The organism is Curtobacterium sp. MEB011 (genome assembly GCF_030209655.1).
GTDB lineage: Bacteria > Actinomycetota > Actinomycetes > Actinomycetales > Microbacteriaceae > Curtobacterium > Curtobacterium poinsettiae.
In genome coordinates this window covers 441,851-464,881 of the sequence record NZ_JARVRN010000006.1, presented here as the reverse complement: position 1 = coordinate 464,881, position 23,031 = coordinate 441,851, and the positions used below count along the sequence as shown (strand labels likewise).

Below are 23,031 nucleotides of genomic sequence, written 5' to 3'. Positions count from 1 at the left end.
GCGCGGTCACGACACCCCGCTCACGTCCGCCGGGTGGTCACCACCTGTCGGCTGGAGCGGTCGCAACAGACAACTCGTGACCAGCCGCGTCACGAGCTGCGGTCGCGTTGTTCACGCGACCGTAACTCCAGAAACCGCGTGTCGCTGGCGGGGTGTCGGGGGCCGGACGTACGTTGTCCCCATCGGGCACCGCGCCCGATCGAAGCGGCCACAGTCGGTGCTTCGGGACCCGCTCCGTGGCCGCGTTCGAGGACAGGACCGGGCCCGTCGCGGCCCGGGGATGGAGTGGTCGTGACCTCTCAGAACGTCTCTCGCGGAACACAGGAACAGCACACCGCGGGCTCGTCCACATCGGTCGCCCAGCGCACGTACGTGCTCGACACATCGGTGCTCCTCAGCGATCCGCGGGCCTTGTTCCGCTTCGCCGAGCACGCCGTGGTCCTGCCCGTGGTGGTCGTCAGCGAACTCGAAGCGAAGCGCAACGACCCGGAGATCGGGTACTTCGCCCGGCAGGCCCTCCGGCTGCTCGACGAACTGCGCATCGAACACGAGCGGCTCGACTTCCCGATCGCGATCGGCGACGGCGGCTCGTTCCGCGTCGAACTGAACCACTCCAACCAGTCCGTCCTGCCGTCGGGCCTGCAGCTCGGCGACAACGACTCCCGCATCCTCGCCGTCGCGTCGAACCTGAAGAACGACGGGCTCGACGTCGTCGTCGTGTCGAAGGACCTGCCGCTCCGGGTCAAGGCGTCGTCGATCGGCATGGCGGCCGAGGAGTACCGCGCCGAACTCGCGGTCGACTCTGGCTACACCGGCATCACCGACCTGCAGGTGTCCGGCGAGCAGATGTCCGACCTGTACGAGAAAGAGGAGATCCGCTCCGCGAAGCTCGACGGCGTCCCCGTGAACACCGGGGTCGTCATCCACTCCGAGCGTGGATCGGCGCTCGGCCGCGTGCACGTCGCCGGAGCAGTCGCCCTGGTGCGCGGCGACCGTGAGGTCTTCGGCCTCCGCGGGCGCTCGGCCGAGCAGCGGCTCGCGATCGACGCGCTGCTCGACTCCGAGATCGGCATCGTCTCGCTCGGCGGCAGTGCCGGCACCGGCAAGTCGGCGCTCGCCCTGTGCGCCGGACTCGAAGCGGTGCTCGAACGGCAGCAGCACAAGAAGATCATGGTCTTCCGGCCGCTGTACGCCGTGGGCGGGCAGGACCTCGGCTTCCTGCCCGGTGACGCCGGCGAGAAGATGAACCCGTGGGCGCAGGCCGTCTACGACACCCTCGGTTCGGTGGTCTCGGACAACGTGCTCGACGAGGTGATCGAGCGCGGCCTGATCGAGGTGCTGCCCCTGACGCACATCCGTGGCCGCTCCCTGCACGACGCCTTCGTGATCGTCGACGAGGCCCAGTCGCTCGAACGGAACGTGCTCCTCACCATGCTCTCGCGCATCGGCCAGAACTCGCGGGTGGTGCTCACCCACGACGTCGCGCAACGCGACAACCTGCGGGTCGGCCGGCACGACGGGATCGCGTCGGTCATCGAGCGGCTCAAGGGGCACCCGCTCTTCGCGCACGTGACGCTGACGCGGTCCGAGCGCTCCGCGATCGCCGCTCTGGTCACGGACCTGCTGGACTCGCCCGACCTGGTGTAGGGCGCGTCGAGCCGCCACGTGACGGACGGGAGGCCCGGTGCCAGCTGGCACCGGGCCTCCCGTCCGTCCTGGGGATGTGTCAGGAGCGTCGCGTCAGTTCGGGTGGGTCATGCTGAGGACGTCGAGCGCCTCGTCGAGCTGCGCCTCGGTGACCTCGCCGCGCTCCACGTGGCCGAGGGCCACGACGGCCTCGCGCACGGTGATGCCCTCGGCGACGGCGTACTTCGCGACCTTCGCCGCCGCCTCGTAGCCGATGACCCGGTTGAGCGGGGTGACGATCGACGGCGAGGACTCCGCGAAGGCGCGTGCACGCTCGAGGTTCGCCTGCAGCCCGTCGATGGTCTTGTCCGCGAGCACGCGCGAGCTGTTCGCCAGCAGGCGGATCGACTCGAGCAGCGCCGTGCCCATCACCGGGATCGCGACGTTCAGCTCGAACGCACCCGATGCGCCCGCCCAGGCGATGGTGGCGTCGTTGCCGATGACCCGGGCGCCGACCATCAGGGTGGCCTCGGGGATCACCGGGTTCACCTTGCCGGGCATGATCGAGGAACCGGGCTGCAGGTCGGGGATGTGCAGCTCGCCCAGCCCGGTGTTCGGACCGGAGCCCATCCAGCGCAGGTCGTTGTTGATCTTCGTCAGGCTGACGGCGAGCACCTTGAGTGCACCGGACGCCTCGACCAGGGCATCACGTGCGCCCTGTGCCTCGAAGTGGTCGACGGCTTCGGTGATCGGCAGGTCGGTGTCACTCGCGAGCTGGGCGATGACCCGCTGCGGGAAGCCCTTGGGGGTGTTGATGCCGGTGCCGACCGCGGTGCCGCCGAGCGGGACCTCGGCGACGCGGGGGAGTGTCGCCTGCACCCGCTCGACGCCCAGGCGGATCTGGCGGGCGTAGCCGCCGAACTCCTGCCCGAGGGTGACGGGCGTGGCGTCCATCAGGTGCGTCCGGCCGGACTTGACGGCGTCGGCCCACAGGGTGGCCTTCGCCTCGAGCGATTCGGCGAGGTGCTCGAGCGCGGGCACGAGGGTGCGGATGAGCGCTTCCGTCACGGCGACGTGCACGGAGGTGGGGAAGACGTCGTTCGACGACTGCGAGGCGTTGACGTGGTCGTTCGGGTGCACGGCGGAACCCGCGATGTCGGACGCCAGTGTCGCGAGCACCTCGTTCATGTTCATGTTCGACGATGTGCCGCTGCCGGTCTGGTAGACGTCGACCGGGAACTGGTCGTGGTGCTGCCCACCGATGATCAGGTCGGCCGCACCTGCGATGGCGTCGGCGACGGCGGGCTCGACGATGCCGAGCTCACCGTTCACGATGGCCGCGGCGCGCTTGATCCGCGCGAGCGCCACGATCTGCGCCGACTCGAGCCCGGTGCCCGAGATGGGGAAGTTCTCGACGGCGCGCTGGGTCTGGGCACGGTAGAGCGCCGACTTCGGCACCCGTACCTCGCCCATGGTGTCGTGCTCGATGCGGAACTCGGTCGGGGTGGTGTCGGTCACGTCGTCGTGGTCCTTCCTGGGGTGCTCGCCGGTCGCGGTCGCGCCGGCCCGTGCCTGCGCCCCGGGGTCGCCGGGGCGGTCGTCGTCGGGGTCGGTGTCGGGGTCGGGGTCGGCGTCGGTCAGACCTGGCCGACGACGGTGTCGATGGTGACCTCTCCGGTGGCGAGGTCGTAGGTCGCCCCGACGACGGCCAATCTACCCTCGGCCACGGCGTCGGAGACCGCGCCGGAGCGCTCGATCACCTGGCGGAGGGTCGCTTCGAGGTGTGCGGCGCCGACGGCTTCCTGCGGCAGCTCGGCGTCGGTGCGCCGGACCTTCTCGACGCTCGGGGCGATCGCGTCGACGAGGGCCTGCAGGTGCGGGGCGGGGACGGGCTCACCGGAGCGCGCGGCCGCGACGGCACCGCACCGGGTGTGCCGGAGCACGACGACCAGGGGGGTGCCCAGCGCGACGACCGCGAACTCGATCGAGCCGAGGACGACGTCGTCGACGATCTGGCCCGCGTTGCGGATGGCGAACAGGTCACCGATGCCGGCGTCGAAGACGTGCTCGAACGGCACCCGCGAGTCCGAGCAGCCGAGGACGGTCGCGAACGGCGACTGCGATCCTTCGAGTTCGGTGCGGCGGTCCGGGTCCACGCGGCCCATTCGACGCTTGTCGGCGGCGAAGCGGGCGTTGCCGTCGACGAGCAGGCGCAGGGCGTCGGACGGGGTGGAGGCGGCGCGGTCGGGCATGGGACTCCTCGGTTCGGATGGGACGCAGCGGGGCGGGTGCGGTGGTGACGGGCGGCGGTCGTGCCGGTCGTCGTCTACTCGGTCAGTTGTCGGGAGACGGCGGTGGCCACGGTCCGGAAGGCCTTGTCGTCGGCCGTACCGGAGAGCACGATCGTGTCCTTGCCGAACGTCGAGACGAGCGAGTACGAGTGGTTGCCGGCGTCGGTGCCCTCGGCGCGGCGGTCGTAGACGGTCCACTCCGTGTCGCCGATGGTGCGGTCACCGGTGGACGGACGCTGGTCGAGCTGGTTCGACACCCACGAGGCGTTGGCGTCGATGCCCTGCTGCAGACCGAGGTACTGCTTGTCCGGGGTCACGAAGCCGACGGTCCAGACGTCCACACCGTCGGTGGTCTTGTTCGCGAAGTCCGCTCGGTTGGCGCTGTATCCGTCGGGCAGCGGGGGCGCCACCAGGGTGACGTCGTCGACCTGGGCCTTGGCCGCGATCTGCTGGTAGTCGACGGTGCGGTCCACGGTGGTGTCGGGCCGGACGACGACGGCGACCAGGAACAGCACGATGCCGAGCGAGGCGATGAGCGCGATGACCAGGTTGAACGCGGTCTGGTGCTGCCGGCGGGCGGTCCGGGCGGCGTCCTTGCGCGCCCAGGTCTCCTCTGCCGTCTCGGGGCGACCGAGCTCGGCGACGATCGGACGGCCGTTCGGGTCGGTCATCGGCCGGAGCCGTCCTGGGAATCGCTGGCGGCACGGGCCGCGTCGAGTCGCGCGCGGGCACCGACGAGCCACTCTTCGCACCGGGCGGCGAGGGCTTCGCCCCGCTCCCACAGCGCCAGTGAACGTTCGAGGGTCGCGGAGCCCTGTTCGAGCTCGCTCACGACGCGCACGAGTTCGTCGCGGGCCGCTTCGTAGCTCAGCGACTGGACGTCGGTCTGCTCGGGTTCCTGCTGGGATGGCACGGGACGATCCTACCGAGCGTCCACCGACGATCCGCCGCCCGGACCCAGGCTGTGGAGAACACCCGTCGTGCTCAGGAGCCGTCCGGGCCGGGGCCGTCCGGTTCGAGCGTGCCCGTGGCCGTGCCGGCACCGAGCGTGACGTGCACCGGCGTCGCTCCGGACAGGTCGTCGGTGCCCCGGACGACACCCCCGTCAGCCCGCTGCACGATGGCGTACCCGCGGCGCAGGGTGTCGCGGGGCGAGAGCGCCCGGAGGCGAGCGGTCAGGTGCCCGACCTCGGAGTGTCCGCGCTCGAGTCGGCGGTCGAGCAGTTCGCGGGCGCGGGACAGGTCGCGCGCGACCTCTTCCGCACGGGTGTCGACGAGCCACGCGGTCGACGCCAGGGCCGGCCGCGAACGCAGCGCGGCGAGCCGGTCGGCCTCGACCGACAGCGTGTGCGAGAGCCGCAGCCCGAGCCTGGCGCGGGCGGCCCGCACGTTGGCGAGCTCCTCGGCGACGTCTGGCACGACCCGCTTGGCGGCGTCTGTGGGGGTGGAGGCGCGCAGGTCGGCGACCTCGTCGAGGATCGGGCGGTCGGCCTCGTGCCCGATCGCGGAGACGATCGGGGTCGACGCCGCCGCCGCCGCACGGACGAGTCCTTCGTCGCTGAAGCCGAGCAGGTTCTGGAAGTCGCCGCCGCCACGGGCGATGATGATGACGTCGACCTCGGGGTCGGCGTCGAGCTCGAGGATCGCCGCGGTGACCTCGGCGACGGTCCGTTCGCCCTGCACCGCGGTGTGCACGGTGCGGAACTCCACCTGGGGCCACCGCAGCTGCGCGTTCCGCTTGACGTCCTTCTCGGCGTCGGAGTCCTTGCCGGTGACCAGGCCGATGCGGTGCGGCAGGAACGGCAGACGCTGCTTGCGAGCCGGGTCGAACAGGCCTTCCTCGGCGAGGGTGCGGCGGAGGCGCTCGAGGCGTTCGAGCAGGTCACCGAGCCCGACGTGCTTCATCTCGACGACCTGCATGGTCAGCGAGCCGCCCTTGACCCAGTAGTTCGGCTTGAGTGCCGCGACGACCCGGTCGCCCTGCTTGATGTCCGCCGGCACCCGGGAACGCACACTCGACCAGATGGAGAACGACACGGTGGCGTCGACCTCGACGTCCTTGAGCTTGCCGTACACGTTGCCGCCGGCGACGTTCCACTGCGTGATCTCGCCCTCGACCCAGGCGGTGCCGAGCCGGTCGATCCAGTCCCGGAGCTTCGCGCCGAGGAGCGCCACCGGCCACGGGTTGTCGGCCGTCGGCGGGCCCTGTTCGATCGCCATGTCGCTCCTCGTCCTGCTGGGACGTCCATCGTGCCCGAGACCGGTGACAGGGGACGGACGTCGTGTTGTCCACAGGCACCGCACGCGCCCAGGTCGCGTGCGTGCCGCTCACCTATCATCGGGGACGTGACGATCACCAACGGCCACACGGTCCCGCTCGCCCCGCCGCGTGTGCACGCGGCACGGGGCCGACTGCGTGACGAGCCGGTCGCCGGCCCCAAGAAGGTGCTGCTCGCCGCGCCCCGTGGCTACTGCGCCGGGGTCGACCGCGCGGTCGTCGCCGTCGAGAAGGCGTTGGAGCAGTACGGCGAGCCCGTCTACGTCCGCAAGCAGATCGTCCACAACGTGCACGTGGTCTCGACGCTCGAGCAGCGCGGCGCCGTCTTCGTCGACGACGTCGCCGAGGTCCCCCGCGGCTCGCACGTGGTCTTCAGTGCGCACGGTGTGTCGCCGGCCGTCGTCGCGGGTGCCGCAGACCGCGACCTGCACGCCATCGACGCCACCTGCCCCCTGGTCACCAAGGTCCACCGCGAAGCCACCCGGTTCGCGAAGGCCGAGCGCACCATCATCCTGATCGGGCACGCCGGCCACGAAGAGGTCGAGGGCACCATGGGACACGCCCCGGACCGCACGATCCTGGTGAGCGGCCCCGCCGACGTCGCGGCGCTCTCGGTGCCGGACCCGGACAACCTCGTCTGGCTGTCGCAGACCACGCTCAGCGTCGACGAGACGATGGAGACCGTGCGGCTGCTGCGCGAGAAGTTCCCGGCCATCCAGGACCCCCCGTCGGACGACATCTGCTACGCCACGCAGAACCGCCAGGTCGCGATCAAGAAGGTCGCGCCCGGTGCCGACCTGGTGATCGTGGTCGGCTCGGCGAACTCGTCGAACAGCGTCCGCCTGGTCGAGGTCGCGCTCGAGCACGGTGCCCGCGCCGCGCACCGCGTCGACTACGCCGAAGAGATCCAGCAGGACTGGCTCGACGGCGTCGAGACGGTCGGCGTGACGAGCGGTGCGTCCGTGCCGGAAGAACTCGTGGCCGAGGTGCTCGAACAGCTCGCCGACGCCGGCTACGCCGCCGTCGAAGAAGTCGTCACCGCACACGAAGACCTGATGTTCTCGCTCCCCAAGGAACTCCGCACCGACGCCTCGGGCAACCCGACGCGCGCGCTCGGCGGGCGTCGGGCATGAGCGGTGCGGACGGCTGGTCCTCGGTGCCGCGCCGCCACCCGGCGGACCACGGCGACGCCGGCGTCGGTTCCGGCCAGGAGGCCCGGGGAACGTCCCCGACGTCGCCTGCCGGTCCCGCGAACGGTCGGCCACAGGGCCGTCCCGCCCCGGGCTACGGCGAGTACGCGCCCGAAGGCTGGGTGAACCCGGTCCTCGTCGAGCAGGAGCGGCAGGAGCGGCAGGACCGCGAGCGACAGGACCAGGCCAAGGCCGTCGGCGGGCGCGACGCTGCTCCGCGCGACAGCGTCCGCACCGACCACGCTCGTCCGGACGCTCGCTCCGGTGCGGCCCCTGCCGGGGTGCAGCGGACGATGCCACGGAGCCGGTTCGGTCGCACGCCGGCCGATTTCGTGCTCACCGTCGGGCTCCTGGCATTCGGACTCGTCTCCGTGGTGCAGTCCCTGTCGGTCGGTGACGTCGCCTCCACCGTGCGGCGCACCCTCGAGACCCAGTACACGGCGCTGAACGACCCGAGTGCCCTGAGCACGGCCGCCGTCATCGCCGCGATCACCAACGTCGTCGTCTTCGCTCTGGTCGCCTGGTGGTCCATCCGCCGGCTCCGGGCACGGAAGCGGACGTTCTGGGTGCCGCTGGTCGGCGCGGTCGTCGCCACGGCGATCAGCACGATCGCGTTCGTCGTCGTGGTCCTGCAGGACCAGGCCTTCGTCGACTTCATGCTGCGACAGTCCGGCGCCTGACCGCCTGACCGCCTGACCGCCTGACCGCCTGACCGCCTGACCGCCTGACCGCTCGCCGCGCCCGCCCTCGGCCGTCGAGTGGTCGCAACGTGCCGCGTTCCCGCCGTCGAGTGGTCGCAAAGTGTCGTCCGGCATCGGCGCGACCGACACTTCGTGACCACTCGGCCTTGCGCGCGTGGGGAGTCGTGACCACTCGGCGGCTGGTCCGTCGGCCAGTCGCGGTGCCGGTGCCCTTCCGGCGATCGTCGTCAGCCTCGCCGACACACTCAGTCGCCCCTGCCGAGCGGTCGCAACACGCCGCGGGCCCGCCGTCGAGTGGTCAGAAAGTGTCGTCCGGCATCGGCGCGACCGACACTTCGTGACCGCTCGGCCCTGCGCGCACAGGGAGTCTTGACCACCGCGGCCCGCCGACGCCGCCCGGAGGTCAGCCGGCCAGGAAGGCCGCGACCGCGCCGTGCAGGGCGGCCAGGTCGTCGACGTGCACGAGCTCCCGGATCGAGTGCATCGACAGCAGTCCGACGCCGATATCGATCGTCGGGATCCCGAGTCGGGTCGCCGCGATCGGGCCGATCGTCGAGCCGCCGGGGATCGTGTTCACGTTGACGAACGGCTGCCACGGCACACCGGCGGTCTCGCAGGCGGCGGCCCAGACGGCCTCGCCCTTCGCCTCGGTCATGTAGCGCTGGTTCGCGCTGATCTTCAGCAGCGGACCGGCTCCGGGACGCGGACGGTTCGTCGGGTCGTGCTTCTCCGGCTGGTTCGGGTGCACCAGGTGCCCGGCGTCGCTCGACAGCAGCCACGATGCACGGAACGCCCGGGCAGCTTCGGAGCGGGTGGCGCCGAGGCCCTCCTGCACACGGCCGAGAACGTCCTCGAGGAACGGACCCCCGGCACCGGACGGCGTCGACGAGCCGATCTCCTCGTGGTCGAACGCCGCGAACACCGGGATGTGGTCACCGTCGGTGGGAGCGTCGACGATGCCCCGGAGTCCGGCGTGCACGCTCGTCAGGTTGTCCATCCGGCCGGACGCCAGGAACTCCCGCTCGATGCCGATCCGGGCCGGCGCCTGGGTGTCCGCGAGGAACAGGTCCCACGACACGGCACCCTCGCCGAGCCGGGCGAGCAGCCACTCCACGACAGAGGTCCCACCGGCGTCGCCGTCGACCCCGACGATCGGCAGGGTGTGGCGCTGGCGGTCGATCTCCTTGCCGTCGTTCACCCCACGGTCCAGGTGGATCGCCAGGTTGGGGATCCGGGCGACGGCATCGGTGCTGACGAGCCGCACGCTGCCGTCGGCGTCGACGACCCGGCCGGCGATCCGGAGGTCGCGGTCGAACCAGGTGGACAGGAGTGCGCCGCCGTAGACCTCCACGCCCAGCTGCTCCCAGCCCCCGGTGCGGACGCCGGGGTTCGGCTTGATGCGGAAGCCGGGGGAGTCGGTGTGGGCGCCGAGGATCCGGAACGGCGTCGTCGGTCCGGCACCGTCGGGCAGACGCCACGCGATGACGGCGCCGTCGCGGACCACCACGTACGCACCGGGTTCGGTCGGCCAGGCGTCGAGCTCGGACAGCTCGGTGAACCCGGCAGCGACGAGACGGTCACGGGTCGCCGCAGCCGCGTGGAACGCGGTCGGCGACTCGGTGACGAACTGGGCGAACTCGGAGGCGATGGCGTCGACGGTCACCCGACCATCGTGGCACGTGACGAGCGTGGCGGAGGCGAGCCGTGCCTCCAGGCCGTCCGTCGAGACGCCGGCGTCATCGCAAGACGCCCCCGGAAACGCGAGACGCCGCCGGAATCCGCGGTGTTTCGCGGACACGACGGCGTCTCGCGACGGGTCGGACGGGGCGGACCTGCTCAGCCCTTGGCGTGACCGGCCGAGCCGAGGACCTTCGCGGCCTCGACGACACGAGCCGCCATGGCGGTCTCGGCGACCTTGCCCCAGGCGCGGGGGTCGTACTGCTTCTTGTTGCCGACCTCGCCGTCGATCTTCAGGACACCCTCGTAGTTGCGGAACATCGAGTCCGCGATCGAGCGGGTGAACGCGTACTGCGTGTCCGTGTCGATGTTCATCTTGATGACACCGTTGCGGACGGCCTCGTGGATCTCGTCGTCGGTCGAGCCGGAGCCGCCGTGGAAGACGAGATCGAGGGGGTTCTCGCCGGTGCCGTGCTTCGCCGCGACGGACGCCTGGATCTCGCCGAGAAGCTCGGGACGGAGCTTGACGTTGCCCGGCTTGTAGACGCCGTGCACGTTGCCGAAGGTGAGCGCCGCGATCCAGCGGCCCTTGTCGCCGAGGCCGAGCGCGTCGACGACCTTCTCGACGTCGTTCGGTGTGGTGTAGAGCGCGTCGTTCGTGCCCTCGTGCTGGACGCCGTCCTCTTCGCCGCCGACCACCCCGATCTCGACCTCGAGGATCGCGTTGATGTTCCGCGTCTTCTCGATCATCGTCTTCGCGATCTCGATGTTCTCGTCGAGCGGCACGGCCGAACCGTCCCACATGTGCGACTGGAAGATCGGGTTGCGTCCCTGCCGGACCTCTTCCTCGCTCGCCGCGATGAGCGGCAGGACGAAGCCGTCGAGGGCGTCCTTCGGGCAGTGGTCGGTGTGGAGCGCGACCGTGATGTCGTAGTTCTTGGCGACCTCGTGGGCGAACTTCGCCATCGCGAGGGCACCCGCTGCGCGGTTCTTGATGGTGTGGCCGGCGAAGTAGTCGGCACCGCCCGTCGTGACCTGGAGGATGCCGTCGGAACCGGCTTCCTGCAGGCCCTGGAGGACCGCGTTGATGGTCTGCGAGGAGGAGACGTTGACCGCGGGGTACGCGAACTTGCCCGCCTTCGCGCGTTCGATCATCTCGGCGTACTGTTCCGGCGTTGCGATGGGCACGTGGATCTCCTTCGACTTCGGTGATGTCCCCGCCGATCGTAGTCAGCCGGACTGGAGGCGCGGTCCGGGTTACGCGGTCGGCTCACGTCCGGCGTGCACATGCGTGCACGGACCCGGTGTCCGGACCGTGGGTCGGCCGCCGGTCGGTAGGCTCGGCTCGTGACTCCCACGACTGAGACCGGCTCCCTGTTCCTCCAGCCCGACCGCAACCTCGCGCTCGAGCTCGTGCGTGCGACGGAGGCCGCCGCGATCCGTGCGCAGCCGTGGGTGGGGCGTGGCGAGAAGAACCTCGCCGACGGCGCCGCGGTCGACGCGATGCGAAAGTTCCTCGGCACGGTGAACTTCGACGGCGTCGTCGTCATCGGCGAGGGTGAGAAGGACAACGCCCCGATGCTCTACAACGGCGAGCACGTCGGCAACGGTCACGGCCCGGCCTGCGACATCGCGGTCGACCCGATCGACGGCACCTCGCTCACCGCCGCCGGCCGCCAGAACGCCATCTCCGTCATGGCCGTCTCGGACCGTGGCTCGATGTACGACCCGTCCGCCGTCTTCTACATGGACAAGATCGCCGCCGGCCCCGAGGGGCGCGGTGTCCTGGACCTCGAGAAGCCGATCGGCGACAACATCCGCGCGCTGGCGAAGGCCAAGGGCAAGGACCTCGAGGACATGGTCGTCGCCGTGCTCGACCGCCCGCGCCACGACGAACTGATCCGCGCCATCCGTGCGACCGGTGCCGGCACGCGACTGCTGCTCGACGGTGACGTCGCCGGTGGCATCGCCGCCGCCCTGCCCGGCTCGACCATCGACATGTGCGTCGGTGTCGGCGGCACCCCCGAGGGCATCATCACGGCGTGCGCGATCAAGGCGCTCGGCGGCGTGATCCTCGGCAAGCTCCAGCCGAAGGACGACGAGGAGCGCGAGCGCGCCATCGCCGCCGGCCACGACCTGGACAAGGTCCTCGACCAGGACGACCTGGTCACGGGGGACAACACGTTCTTCGTCGCCACCGGCGTCACCGACGGCGTCCTGGTCGACGGCGTGCGTCGTTCGCGCGGCGTCATCCACACCGACTCGCTCGTGCTCCGCTCGCGCTCGAACACGATCCGCCGCATCCAGGCGGACCACCGTGCGGAGAAGTGGTTCTAGGCCGGACGATCGTCTGCCGCTTCGGGGCGTCGCCGGTCTTCCGGCGGCGCCCCGTTGTGCGAGCCCTTGCGTAGGCTCGACGCATGACTGCGACAACGGCACGGATCGTCGGACTGGACACCGCGGGCATCCGCACGCTGCACGCGCAGGCGGACGGCACGGCCGACCGGCTGCCGCACGTCGTGCCGGTTGCGCCCGACCTCGGCGTGATCCTGGCGGACGAGGACGGTGCGATCCTCACCGCGCCGGCGCTCGCCGAGATGGGCTGGGCGGACGACGACGTCCTGCGTGCAGCCGTCGCCGCCGCGCAGGAGCAGGCCGGAGGCGACGTGGCGGTGATCCAGCCGGGCACGATCGTCATCCAGGACCCCGACCTCGCGGTGGTGCTCGTACTCGCACCGCAGGCGTTCCAGGGCATCGAGTTCCGCGGCAGCGCAGTGGTCTTCCCGGTCGCGCCGACGACGTTCATCGTCACCGGCGACCAGGACGAGGACGGGCTCCAGGTCGCGGCCGGTGTCGCCCAGCAGATCCTGGCCGACGACGAGGGCGAGGTCCTGAGCGGACCGCCCATGGTGCTGCGCGGTGACGGGTGGGTCCGGTTCGAGCACCCGTCGCTCGACGGCGAGCTCCGGACGATCCGCGCGCTCTGGACCGCGACCGCCGCCAACCTGCAGCAGGACGCCCTGCAGGAGTCGTTCGACCGTCGGGGCGAGGACGTCCAGGTCGGGACGGTCTCGGTCGCCCGACTCGCTGAGGACGACCCGGCCTTCTCGTACTCGTCGTGGACCGAGGACGTCGAGAGCGTCGTGGCCGCGGTCGACACGATCGTGCTCGTGACCCCCGACGGGCAGACGCAGCCCGTGCCGTTCGGTCGGCTGCGGGAGCTGGCGTCCGGGTTGATCGAGGAACTCGAGGTCCGCCCGACGCGCTACCGGCTCCGCGGGTTCCCGGATCTCGAGTCGGTCCGCGCGGCCCTCTGACCACTCGCACCGTCGTTCGCAGCAAGGAGCGCCGCGGCGGCCGTCAGTCCTCGTCGCCGGCGCCGACGAGCTCCGGCGCCGTGAGCAGCCGCGGCTCGTCCTCGATCGGGGACGGGTCGGCGATGACCTTCGACTCGTCGAGCAACGACAGCCGACGGGCGCTCGGCAGCACCTGGCGCTCCAGGGACCCGACGAAGCGGTTGTAGTCGACGACGGAGCCCCGGATCGAGCGGCCGAGCTTGTCGACGTGCCCGGCCATCGTGGCCAGCCGGCCGTAGAGCTCGCGGGAGACCTTGAAGAGCTCGTGCGCCTCTTGCGAGACGACGTCCTGCTGCCACGAGAACGCCACGGTCTTGAGCACGGACCACAGGGTCACGGGAGAGGCGAGCGCGATGCGCTTGCGGAAGGCGTGGTCGAGCAGGCCGGGGTCGGCGGCGAGGGCGCTCGAGATGAGCGACTCGGACGGGATGAAGGCGACGGTGAGCTCGGGGGAGGCGTCGTAGCCGGTCCAGTACTCCCGTGCGGCAAGGGCGTCGACGTGCGCTCGGAGCGCCTTGACGTGCTGGGCGATGAGCTGGTCGCGTCGGGCTGCCTCGGCACCGGTGGCGGTCGCCGGGATCTCGGCGGCCTGCAGGTAGGCGCTGAACGGCACCTTGGCGTCGACGGCGATGGTCTTGCCGCCGGGCAGGTGCACGACCATGTCCGGGCGGGCGGAGCCGACGGCGGTGGTGACGGAGGACTGCACGTCGAAGTCGACGCGTTCGAGCAGCCCGGCGGCCTCGACCACGTTGCGCAGCTGCGTCTCGCCCCAGACGCCGCGCGTGCTGTTCGACGACAAGGCGCTGGCCAGGGTGTCGGCGGTGGCACGCAGGCGCTCTTCCGACTCGGCGGCCGACCGGAGCTGCGCCGACAGCGCGCCGTACTGCTCGCTCCGCGACTGCTCGAGCTCGGCGATCTTCGTGCGCATCACGTCGAGCGTCTGTGCCACGGGGCTGAGCGCGGAGAGCACCTTGGACTCGTTCTGGTTCCGTGCCGCGTCGACGCCGTGCATGCGCTGCACCAGGTGCTCGAGTTCGGCGGAGCGCCGTTCGAGCGAGTCGACCTGGCGGCGGTACTGCGTGTCCTGGGCGTCGAGGCGTTCCTCGGCGTCGCGTCGGGCCGCCTCGAGCTGGCCGCGGAGCGCCTCGGCCGTCGCGCGGGCCGACGCGGCGTTGATGCCCGCGCGCGAGCGGGCGAGCGACCAGGCGACGACCGCACCGACGGCGACGCCGATCACGAGACCGATGACCAGGGCGAGGATCTGCATGTCGCGACCCTGGCAGAACCCACCGACACCGCGCCTCCCGGCACACCGACGCGCCTCGCAGACCCGGCCTGACTGCCGCCACGGGACCAGCGTGGCGGACCGTGGAATCCATGTCATGACATTAGGGCAAACAGGGTGTACAGTCGTGATCGTCCGCCGATGAAGCCGCACGGAAGGTCCACCGCGTCGCATGACGAACCAAGCTCCCCACGCCTACGACGTGATCACGATGGGACGCGTCAGCGTCGACATCTACCCGCAGCAGACCGGCCCGCTCGAGGACGTCTCGACCTTCTCGAAGTCCGTCGGCGGCAGCGCCACGAACGTCGCCATCGCCGCTGCTCGCCACGGCGCGGACGCCGCGGTCATCACCCGGACGGGCAACGACCCCTTCGGCCGGTACATCGCCCGCACGTTGCCCGAGTTCGGCGTCGCGAACGCCTTCGTCGAGACGGTGGAGGGGCTGAACACCCCCGTCGCCTTCTGCGAGATCTTCCCGCCGGACGACTTCCCGCTCTACTTCTACCGGGCCCCGAAGGCACCGGACCTGATGATCACGGCGAAGTCCCTGCCGCTGCACGAGATCGAGCGCGCGAAGATCTTCTGGACCACGGTGACCGGCCTCAGCGAGGAGCCGAGCCGACAGGCGCACCACGTGGCGTACGAAGCCCGGTCCGCCGCGCAGAACAGCACGAAGACCCACACCGTCTTGGACCTGGACTACCGGTCGATGTTCTGGTCGAGCCCCGAGGCCGCGACGCGCGAGGTCGCGATCGCCCTCGAGCACGCCACCGTCGCCGTCGGCAACCGCGAGGAGTGCGAGGTCGCGGTCGGCGAGACCGACCCGGTCCGTGCCGCCGACGCCCTGCTCGACCGCGGTGTCGAGATCGCGATCGTCAAGCAGGGACCGAAGGGCGTGCTCGCGAAGACCCGCGACGAGTTCGTCGAGTTCCGTCCGCACCACATCGACGTCGTGAACGGGCTCGGCTCGGGCGACGGTTTCGGCGGCGCGCTGACCCACGGCCTGCTGCAGGGCTGGAGCCTCGAACGGATCCTGGCGTTCTGCAACGCAGCCGGCGCGATCGTCGCGACGCGGTTCGAGTGCTCGACGGCGATGCCGACGAGCGACGAGATCGAGCAGTTCCTGACCGACAACCCGGCCGAGGGAACGAACCACACGGGTGAGACGCACACCGAGGAGAAGACCCATGCCTGAGCTCAGCCCCGCTGACTTCCAGCGCCTCCGCGACATCCGTGCCGGGCAGCCGGACCTGGTGCGTGCCACGCTCGATGCCCGCCGCAAGCGCTCCCTGCTCGCCGACGACGGCAAGCTCTTCATCGTCGCCGCCGACCACCCCGCCCGCGGTGCGCTGGCGGTGCGCGACGACGAGTCCGCGATGGCGGACCGCTACGACCTGCTCGAGCGGCTCGTCACGGCCCTCGGTCGTCCTGGGGTCGACGGCGTGCTCGGCACCCCCGACATCCTCGAGGACCTCGCACTGCTCGGCGCCCTCGACGGCAAGGTCGTCGTCGGGTCGATGAACCGCGGCGGACTCCGCGGCGCGACGTTCGAGATGGACGACCGGTACACCGCGTACTCGGCGCAGGCGATCAAGGACTCCGGGCTCGACTTCGCCAAGCTCCTGGTGCGCATCGCGCTGGAGGACTCGGGCACCGCGCCGACGCTCGAGGCCACGGCCCGCGCCGTCAGCGAGGCCGCGGCACTCCAGCTGCCGATCATGCTCGAGCCGTTCATGTCCGAGTGGCGGGACGGCCGGGTCGTCAACGACCTGTCGGCCGATGCCGTGATCACCTCGATGGCGATCGCTGCCGGCCTCGGCGAGTCCAGCGCCTACAGCTGGCTCAAGATCCCCGTCGTCGACGACATGGAGCGCGTGATGGCCGCGACGACGCTGCCGACGCTGCTGCTCGGCGGTGACCCGGCTTCGCGCCCGCTGGAGACGTACGCCAAGTGGGCTGACGCCCTGGCCCTGCCCGGCGTCCGCGGCCTGGTCGTCGGGCGCACCCTGCTCTACCCCTCGGACGGCGACGTCGCCGCCGCCGTGGACGTGGCCGCCGGTCTCGTCCACAGCCAGGAGGCCCGGGCCGGGTTCTCCACAGATGCCCACGACCCAGCCGCTCGGCTCGCGGGCGCCACCACCATGGACTCGTCCATCTCGGAAGGAACCAACGCATGACGCTCACCGACACGACCACCACCGTCGGGCACTGGATCGACGGGGCTCGCGTCCCGTCCTCGTCGGGGCGGACGGCACCGGTGTACGACCCGGCGCTGGGCGTCGCGACCAAGCAGGTCGCGCTGGCCGACGAGTCCGAGATCCAGGCGGCCATCGGCAGCGCCAAGGCGGCGTTCCCCGGCTGGAGCAACCTGTCGCTGGCCAAGCGCCAGGCGATCCTGTTCTCGTTCCGCGAGATCCTGAACCGTGACAAGGCCGAGCTGGCCGAGATCATCACGAGCGAGCACGGCAAGGTCATCGACGACGCCATGGGGGAGATCGCCCGTGGGCAAGAGGTCGTGGAGCTCGCCACCAACATCCCGAGCCTGATGAAGGGCGAGTTCTCCGACCAGGTCTCGACCGGCATCGACGTCTACTCGATCCGCCAGCCGCTCGGCGTCGTGGGCATCATCAGCCCCTTCAACTTCCCCGCGATGGTGCCGCTCTGGTTCCTGCCGATCGCGATCGCCGCTGGCAACACCGTCGTGCTGAAGCCGAGCGAGAAGGACCCGTCGGCCGCCATCTGGCTCGCCGAGAAGTTCAAGGAGGCCGGGCTGCCCGACGGCGTCTTCAACGTGCTCAACGGCGACAAGCTGTCCGTCGACGGTCTGCTCACCAGCGACGACGTCGAGTCGATCTCGTTCGTCGGCTCCACGCCCATCGCGCAGTACGTCTACGAGACCGGCACGAAGCACGGCAAGCGCGTGCAGGCCCTCGGCGGCGCGAAGAACCACATGCTCGTCCTGCCCGACGCCGACCTCGACCTGGTCGCCGACAACGCGATCAACGCGGGCTTCGGTTCGGCCGGTGAACGCTGCATGGCGATCTCGGTCGTCGTCGCCGTCGAGCCGGTGGCCGATGAGCTCATCCAGAAGATCAAGGACCGCGCGGCCACCCTGCGCATCGGCGACGGTCGTCGCGGGTGCGACATGGGGCCGCTCGTCACGAAGCAGCACCGTGACAAGGTCGCCTCGTACATCGAGGTCGCAGAGCAGGACGGTGCGGTGGTTGTGGTGGACGGCCGCACCGTCCGACCCGACGGCGACGAGAACGGCTTCTGGCTGGGCCCGACGCTGATCGACCAGGTGCCCACCACCAGCCGCGTCTACACCGAGGAGATCTTCGGGCCGGTGCTGAGCGTCGTGCGCGTCGCCACCTACGAAGAGGGCCTCGAGCTCATCAACTCCGGCGCGTACGGCAACGGCACCGCCATCTTCACGAACGACGGCGGCGCGGCCCGACGGTTCCAGCGCGACGTGCAGGTCGGCATGATCGGCATCAACGTCCCGATCCCGGTGCCCGTCGCCTACTACTCGTTCGGTGGCTGGAAGAACTCGCTGTTCGGTGACCACAAGGCGTACGGGGCCGACGGCGTGAGCTTCTTCACCCGCCAGAAGGCGATCACGAGCCGGTGGCTCGACCCGTCGCACGGCGGCATCAACCTCGGCTTCCCGTCGAACGACTGAGCCGCAGCATGGCGAACGAACAGCACCAGCACGACCAGTGGTTCATCCCGGCGGGCTCCCGGCCCGAAGCGGGCTGGACCGACGTCGTCGACGGACGCATCGAGGGATGGGCGCACACCGGGCTCCGGACTGGCGCGGTTTCCGACGGGGGCGAGCTGCGCCTCCCGGCCGACGCCGTGGAGCGCATCATCGTGCCGCTCGCCGGGTCGTTCCACGTGACCCACTCGGGCGCCGCCGGTGACGGCGAGCAGGACCTGCAGGGGCGGGGGAGCGTCTTCGACGGTCCCACCGACGTCCTGTACCTGGGCTCCGGTTCGGCGGCCACCATCACCGGCGACGGTCGGTTCGCCGTCGCGGAAGCCCCCACGGACATCGTCAAGCCGACCACGTACGTGGCCCGGCCGGACGTGCCGGTGGAGCTCCGCGGCGCCGGGCAGTCGAGCCGCCAGGTGCACAACTTCGGCACCCCGGCCGCGCTCGACGCCGTCAAGTTCATCGTGTGCGAAGTGATCACGCCGGCCGGCAACTGGTCGTCGTACCCGCCGCACAAGCACGACACGAACGTGCCCGGGTCGGAGTCCAACCTGGAAGAGATCTACTACTACGAGGCAGCGGTGTCCCGCGGGCTCGAGTCGATCACTCCCGAGGCCGCAGACCCGTTCGCCCTGCACCGCACCTACGCCTCGGACGACCGCGCCATCGACGAGTTCCGGCAGGTCCGCACCGGTGACGTCGCCCTGGTGCCGTACGGCTGGCACGGTCCCGCTGTCGCCGCTCCCGGCTACGACATGTACTACCTGAACGTGATGGCCGGGCCCGACCCGGAGCGCGTCTGGAACATCACCGACGACCCGGCCCACGGCTGGGTCCGCCGGGCGTGGGCATCGGAATCGATCGACCCACGACTGCCCTACGAAAGGAAGCAGGCGTGACCACCACCACGCGGAAGATGACGGTCGGCCAGGCACTCGTCGAGTTCCTGGCCAACCAGTGGACCGTCGACGGCGACGTCCGCGAACGCACCATCCCGGGGATCTTCGGCATCTTCGGGCACGGCAACGTCGCCGGGGTCGGTCAGGCCATCAAGCAGCTCCACGTCGAGCAGCCCGGCCTGCTGCCCTACCACCAGGCCCGCAACGAGCAGGCCATGGTGCACGAGGCCGTCGGCTTCGCCCGCATGCACCGCCGCCGTGCGACGTTCGCGTCGACCGCGTCTGTGGGCCCGGGTGCCGCCAACATGCTGACCGCCGCAGCACTCGCCACGACGAACCGGTTGCCGGCACTGCTCCTGCCGTCGGACACCTTCGCCACGCGCACCACCGACCCGGTGCTCCAGCAGATCGAGTTGCCGCACGACACGTCGTTGCAGGTCACCGACGCCTTCCGTCCGCTGTCGCGCTACTTCGACCGCGTGGAGCGTCCGGAGCAGCTGTTCTCGATCGCGCTCGCCGCGATGCGGGTCCTGACCGACCCGGCCGAGACCGGTGCGGTGACGATCGCCCTGCCCGAGGACGTCCAGGCCGAGGAGTTCGACGTGCCCGTCGCGTTCCTGCAGCCGCGTGAGTGGCACATCCGCCGTCCGCTGCCCGAGCGTGGCCCGCTCGAGCGTGCCGTGGCCGCGATCCGTGCCGGCCGGCGTCCGGTCATCGTGGCCGGCGGCGGGGTCCTGTACTCCGACGCCGCCGACGAGCTCCGTGCCTTCGTCGAGGCCACGGGGATCCCGGTCGGCACGTCGCAGGCCGGCGGCGGGTCCCTGGTCTGGGACCACCCGCAGTACCTCGGCGGGATCGGCGCGACCGGCACCGCCGCCGCCAACGCGATCGCCGCCCAGGCCGACGTCGTCATCGGGATCGGCACCCGCTACAGCGACTTCACCACGGCGTCGCGCACGGCGTTCCAGAACCCCGACGTCACGTTCGTCAACGTCAACGTGGCCGCGTTCGACGCCTACAAGCACGGATCGAAGCTGCCGCTGATCGCGGACGCCCGGGAGGCCCTGGTCGCCCTGACCGAGTCGCTCACGTCGGACACGGCGTACGTCGTCGAGCCCGGCTACGCGTCCGAGGTCGCCTCACTGAAGGCGGCGTGGGACGCTGCCGTCGACGGCGCGTTCGCGCCGTCCGGCGCGGATCTGCCCGGCCAGCCGGAGATCATCGGAGCCGTGCAGTCGGTCTCCGACCCGCGCGACGTCGTGATCCAGGCCGCGGGCTCGCTGCCCGGCGACCTGCACAAGCTCTGGCGGGTGCGCGACGAGCTCGGATACCACGTCGAGTACGCGTTCTCGTGCATGGGCTACGAGATCGCCGGCGGCATCGGGGTCCGGCGCGGGGCGCCGGACCGCGACGCGATCGTGATGGTCGGTGACGGCAGCTACCTCATGCTGCACACCGAGCTCGTCACCGCCGTGGCCGAGGGCATCAAGATCATCGTCGTGCTCATCCAGAACCACGGGTACGCGTCGATCGGGCACCTGTCCGAGACCGTCGGCTCCGAGCGCTTCGGCACGAAGTACCGCTACCTCGACGAGACCGAGTCGTTCGAGAACGGCGAGCCCCTGCCCGTCGACCTCGCCGCCAACGCCCGCTCGTACGGCGTCGACGTCATCGAGGTGCAGCCCGGTCCGGACAGCATCGAGGACCTGAAGGCCGCGCTGCGTCAGGCGAAGGCGAACGACCACACCACCCTGGTGCACATCAACTCCGACCCGCTGGTCTACGCCCCCGAGGGCGACGGCTGGTGGGACGTGCCGGTCGCGCAGACCTCCACCCTCCCCCGCACCCAGGCCGCCCGCGCCGAGTACGAGCAGCAGGTCGCCACGCAGCGTCCGCTGCTCGGCTGAACCGTTCACGAGACAGAAAGCGACAGCGACGTCATGACCGACACCGCCACCCCCATCGGCAGCCCCGCCACCGACGCGGCGCCCGCCTCGATCCGCATCGGCACCGCACCTGACTCGTGGGGCGTCTGGTTCCCGGACGACCCGAAGCAGGTGCCGTGGCAGCGCTTCCTCGACGAGGCCTCCGCTGCCGGGTACGAGTGGATCGAGCTCGGTCCGTACGGGTACCTGCCGACCGACCCGTCCCAGCTGTCCGACGAGCTCGAGTCCCGCGGGCTCAAGCTGTCGGCAGGCACGGTCTTCACCGGGTTCCACAAGGGCGAGGACCAGTTCCAGCGGGCGTGGGACCAGGCCGTCGCCGTCGCCGGCCTGGCCGCGAAGCTCGGTGCCGAGCACCTGGTGACGATCCCCGACCTGTGGCGCTCGGACGCCACCGAAGAGGTGCTCGAGGCGCGCACGCTCACCGACGAGCAGTGGGAGCGACTCGGTAAGGGACACGACCAGCTCGGCAAGGCGCTGCTCGAGGAGTACGGCGTCCACCAGCAGTTCCACACCCACGCGGACAGCCACGTCGGCACCTACAAGGAGACCGTCCGGTTCCTCGAGGTCACGAACCCCGAGTACACGAACCTCTGCCTCGACACCGGCCACTTCGCCTACTACGGCGGCGACAACCTCAAGCTCATCGCCGCCCACCCGGAGCGCATCGGCTACCTGCACCTGAAGCAGGTCGACACCGACCTGCTGTTCGACGTGCTCAAGAACGACGTGCCGTTCGCGACCGCGGTGTCGCAGGGCATCATGACCGAGCCGCCGCACGGCACCCCCGAGCTCGCCCCGATCATCGAGGCCGTCGCCGCGATCAACCCGGACGTCTTCGGCATCGTCGAGCAGGACATGTACGGCTGCTCCGTCGACGCCCCCGGCCCGATCGCCGAGCGCACCTTCCAGCACATCTTCGGCTCGACCTCGGCCGCCCGCGCCTCCTGACGCGCCGTCCACGCAGCGTCAACAACCACCAGGAGAACACCACCATGACCACCACACAGAACCTCCGCGTCGCCGTCGTCGGTGCCGGCATGATGGGCGCCGACCACGTCCGCCGCATCACCGCCAAGATCTCGAACGCCGACGTCGTCGCCGTCGTCGAGCCCGACCAGGCCCGTGCCGCTGCGGCAGCCACCCTGGCGCCCGGTGCGATCACCGCCGCGTCCTTCGACGAGGCGCTCGAGCAGACCGAGATCGACGCCGTCATCATCGCGACGCCGGGTTTCCTGCACGAGCCGATCCTGGTGACCGCGCTCGAGCGCGGCCTCACCGTCCTGTGCGAGAAGCCGCTGACGACCAGCGCCGAGGACTCGCTGCGCATCGTCGAGCTCGAGCAGCAGCACGCCGCCCGGCCCGTCATCCAGGTCGGCTTCATGCGCCGGTTCGACGCCGGGTACCAGGAGCTCAAGGCCCTGCGCGAGTCGGGGGCGAACGGTGCCCTGCTCGCCCTGCACCACGCGCACCGCAACCCGACGACGCCGCCGAACTTCAGCGAGTCGATGCTCATCCACGACTCGGTGATCCACGAGATCGACATCATCCCGTTCCTGACCGGCGAAGCCATCACGAGCGTCGAGGTGAAGAAGCCGCGCAAGAACTCCCTCGCGCCGGCCGACCTGCCCGAGCCGCAGTTCGTCCTGTTCACCACCGAGTCCGGCACGATGGCGATCGTCGAGATCAACGTCAACGCCCAGTTCGGCTACCAGGTCACCACCGACGCCGTGTTCGAGTCCGGTGTCGCGTACATCGGCCGCGACACGTCGCTCTCGCTCGTCGCAGCCGGAGCGACCTCGCAGGGCGTCACGCCGTCCTTCAAGGAGCGCTTCGGTGCCGCCTACGACGAAGAGGTCCAGCGCTGGGTCGACGCGGCCCGCACCGGTGGCATCGACGGGCCGAGCGCCTGGGACGGCTACACCGCCTCCGTCGTCGCCGAGGTCGCGGTCCGGGCCCAGCAGTCCGGCGCGCACGAAGTGGTGGAGTACGCGGTCACGAAGCCGGCGTTCTACGACGAGACCAGCGACGCGACGAGCGACACCGCCGCGCTCGCCGGGGCCTGAT

General features: G+C 70.7%; 20 protein-coding genes. 12 read left to right on the top strand and 8 right to left on the bottom strand.

All coding sequences use genetic code 11. The features are described 5' to 3' along the window. The first annotated feature begins 285 nt into the window (after nt 1-285). Nucleotides 286-1,647, top strand: a complete 1,362-nt coding sequence (gene phoH2, locus QRN30_RS09390; protein ID WP_284760954.1) for an RNA 5'-3' helicase PhoH2 — start codon at nt 286-288, stop codon at nt 1,645-1,647. A 93-nt stretch (nt 1,648-1,740) separates the two neighbouring features. Here phoH2 and QRN30_RS09385 read toward each other — a convergent pair whose 3' ends face one another. The 5 genes from QRN30_RS09385 to xseA form a co-directional block, all read right to left on the bottom strand. Continuing rightward, nucleotides 1,741-3,144 (bottom strand): class II fumarate hydratase, encoded by a 1,404-nt coding sequence (locus QRN30_RS09385; RefSeq protein ID WP_214584889.1) that lies wholly within the window; start codon nt 3,142-3,144, stop codon nt 1,741-1,743. A 119-nt stretch (nt 3,145-3,263) separates the two neighbouring features. Beyond that, the gene (locus QRN30_RS09380; RefSeq protein WP_017886730.1) at nt 3,264-3,878 is read right to left on the bottom strand and encodes a carbonic anhydrase; all 615 of its coding nucleotides are present in this window, start codon (nt 3,876-3,878) and stop codon (nt 3,264-3,266) included. Nucleotides 3,879-3,952: 74 nt separating this feature from the next. Further along, nucleotides 3,953-4,588: a DUF4245 domain-containing protein gene (locus tag QRN30_RS09375; RefSeq protein ID WP_042539417.1), complete on the bottom strand. Its 636-nt coding sequence runs from the start codon at nt 4,586-4,588 to the stop codon at nt 3,953-3,955. Further along, nucleotides 4,585-4,830, bottom strand: coding sequence for an exodeoxyribonuclease VII small subunit (locus QRN30_RS09370; protein ID WP_284760953.1), 246 nt, complete (start codon nt 4,828-4,830; stop codon nt 4,585-4,587). The genes QRN30_RS09375 and QRN30_RS09370 overlap by 4 nt, the downstream gene beginning before the upstream one ends. 71 nt (nt 4,831-4,901) lie before the next feature. Continuing rightward, nucleotides 4,902-6,137 carry an exodeoxyribonuclease VII large subunit gene (xseA, locus tag QRN30_RS09365; RefSeq protein WP_159557513.1) on the bottom strand — a complete coding sequence of 412 codons (1,236 nt, stop codon included), beginning with the start codon at nt 6,135-6,137 and terminating at the stop codon, nt 4,902-4,904. 126 nt (nt 6,138-6,263) lie between these two features. Between xseA and QRN30_RS09360 the strand changes: the two genes are divergently transcribed. Continuing rightward, nucleotides 6,264-7,328 (top strand): 4-hydroxy-3-methylbut-2-enyl diphosphate reductase, encoded by a 1,065-nt coding sequence (locus QRN30_RS09360; protein ID WP_396121976.1) that lies wholly within the window; start codon nt 6,264-6,266, stop codon nt 7,326-7,328. Next, nucleotides 7,325-8,065 carry a DUF6264 family protein gene (locus tag QRN30_RS09355; RefSeq protein ID WP_042539409.1) on the top strand — a complete coding sequence of 247 codons (741 nt, stop codon included), beginning with the start codon at nt 7,325-7,327 and terminating at the stop codon, nt 8,063-8,065. Before QRN30_RS09360 ends, QRN30_RS09355 begins: the two co-directional genes overlap by 4 nt. Before the next feature lie 424 nt (nt 8,066-8,489). On the opposite strand, the gene QRN30_RS09350 is transcribed toward QRN30_RS09355, so the two are convergent. Together QRN30_RS09350 and fbaA are read right to left on the bottom strand one after the other, a co-directional pair. Beyond that, nucleotides 8,490-9,749 carry a M18 family aminopeptidase gene (locus QRN30_RS09350; RefSeq protein ID WP_042539407.1) on the bottom strand — a complete coding sequence of 420 codons (1,260 nt, stop codon included), beginning with the start codon at nt 9,747-9,749 and terminating at the stop codon, nt 8,490-8,492. Between the two features lie 173 nt (nt 9,750-9,922). Then, nucleotides 9,923-10,951, bottom strand: a complete 1,029-nt coding sequence (gene fbaA / locus QRN30_RS09345; protein WP_017886723.1) for a class II fructose-bisphosphate aldolase — start codon at nt 10,949-10,951, stop codon at nt 9,923-9,925. Nucleotides 10,952-11,110: 159 nt separating this feature from the next. Between fbaA and glpX the strand changes: the two genes are divergently transcribed. Both glpX and QRN30_RS09335 read left to right on the top strand, forming a co-directional pair. After that, the gene (gene glpX, locus QRN30_RS09340) at nt 11,111-12,100 is read left to right on the top strand and encodes a class II fructose-bisphosphatase (RefSeq protein WP_017886722.1); all 990 of its coding nucleotides are present in this window, start codon (nt 11,111-11,113) and stop codon (nt 12,098-12,100) included. Nucleotides 12,101-12,183: 83 nt separating this feature from the next. After that, nucleotides 12,184-13,080 (top strand): hypothetical protein, encoded by an 897-nt coding sequence (locus QRN30_RS09335; protein ID WP_284760951.1) that lies wholly within the window; start codon nt 12,184-12,186, stop codon nt 13,078-13,080. A gap of 43 nt (nt 13,081-13,123) precedes the next feature. On the opposite strand, the gene QRN30_RS09330 is transcribed toward QRN30_RS09335, so the two are convergent. Beyond that, nucleotides 13,124-14,386 (bottom strand): DNA recombination protein RmuC, encoded by a 1,263-nt coding sequence (locus QRN30_RS09330; RefSeq protein ID WP_284760950.1) that lies wholly within the window; start codon nt 14,384-14,386, stop codon nt 13,124-13,126. A gap of 190 nt (nt 14,387-14,576) precedes the next feature. Between QRN30_RS09330 and iolC the strand changes: the two genes are divergently transcribed. Genes iolC through QRN30_RS09295 form a run of 7 tightly spaced genes read left to right on the top strand, consistent with a single transcriptional unit; the run spans nt 14,577 to nt 23,030 of the window. Then, entirely contained in the window at nt 14,577-15,602 is a 1,026-nt protein-coding gene (gene iolC / locus QRN30_RS09325; RefSeq protein ID WP_017887108.1) for a 5-dehydro-2-deoxygluconokinase, read from the top strand. Beyond that, nucleotides 15,595-16,584: a class I fructose-bisphosphate aldolase gene (locus QRN30_RS09320; protein WP_017887107.1), complete on the top strand. Its 990-nt coding sequence runs from the start codon at nt 15,595-15,597 to the stop codon at nt 16,582-16,584. Before iolC ends, QRN30_RS09320 begins: the two co-directional genes overlap by 8 nt. After that, nucleotides 16,581-18,089: a CoA-acylating methylmalonate-semialdehyde dehydrogenase gene (locus tag QRN30_RS09315; protein ID WP_259551937.1), complete on the top strand. Its 1,509-nt coding sequence runs from the start codon at nt 16,581-16,583 to the stop codon at nt 18,087-18,089. The genes QRN30_RS09320 and QRN30_RS09315 overlap by 4 nt, the downstream gene beginning before the upstream one ends. A gap of 8 nt (nt 18,090-18,097) precedes the next feature. After that, nucleotides 18,098-19,021, top strand: coding sequence for a 5-deoxy-glucuronate isomerase (gene iolB, locus QRN30_RS09310; protein ID WP_284760949.1), 924 nt, complete (start codon nt 18,098-18,100; stop codon nt 19,019-19,021). Between the two features lie 17 nt (nt 19,022-19,038). Next, complete coding sequence (gene iolD, locus QRN30_RS09305; protein WP_284760960.1) at nt 19,039-20,928, top strand: 3D-(3,5/4)-trihydroxycyclohexane-1,2-dione acylhydrolase (decyclizing); 1,890 nt, start codon at nt 19,039-19,041, stop codon at nt 20,926-20,928. Nucleotides 20,929-20,961: 33 nt separating this feature from the next. Next, nucleotides 20,962-21,915, top strand: a complete 954-nt coding sequence (locus tag QRN30_RS09300) for a sugar phosphate isomerase/epimerase family protein (RefSeq protein WP_017887103.1) — start codon at nt 20,962-20,964, stop codon at nt 21,913-21,915. A gap of 44 nt (nt 21,916-21,959) precedes the next feature. Continuing rightward, a complete protein-coding gene (locus tag QRN30_RS09295) occupies nt 21,960-23,030 on the top strand; it encodes a Gfo/Idh/MocA family protein (RefSeq protein WP_194590252.1) in 1,071 nt (356 codons plus the stop codon). Nucleotide 23,031: the final 1 nt, after the last annotated feature.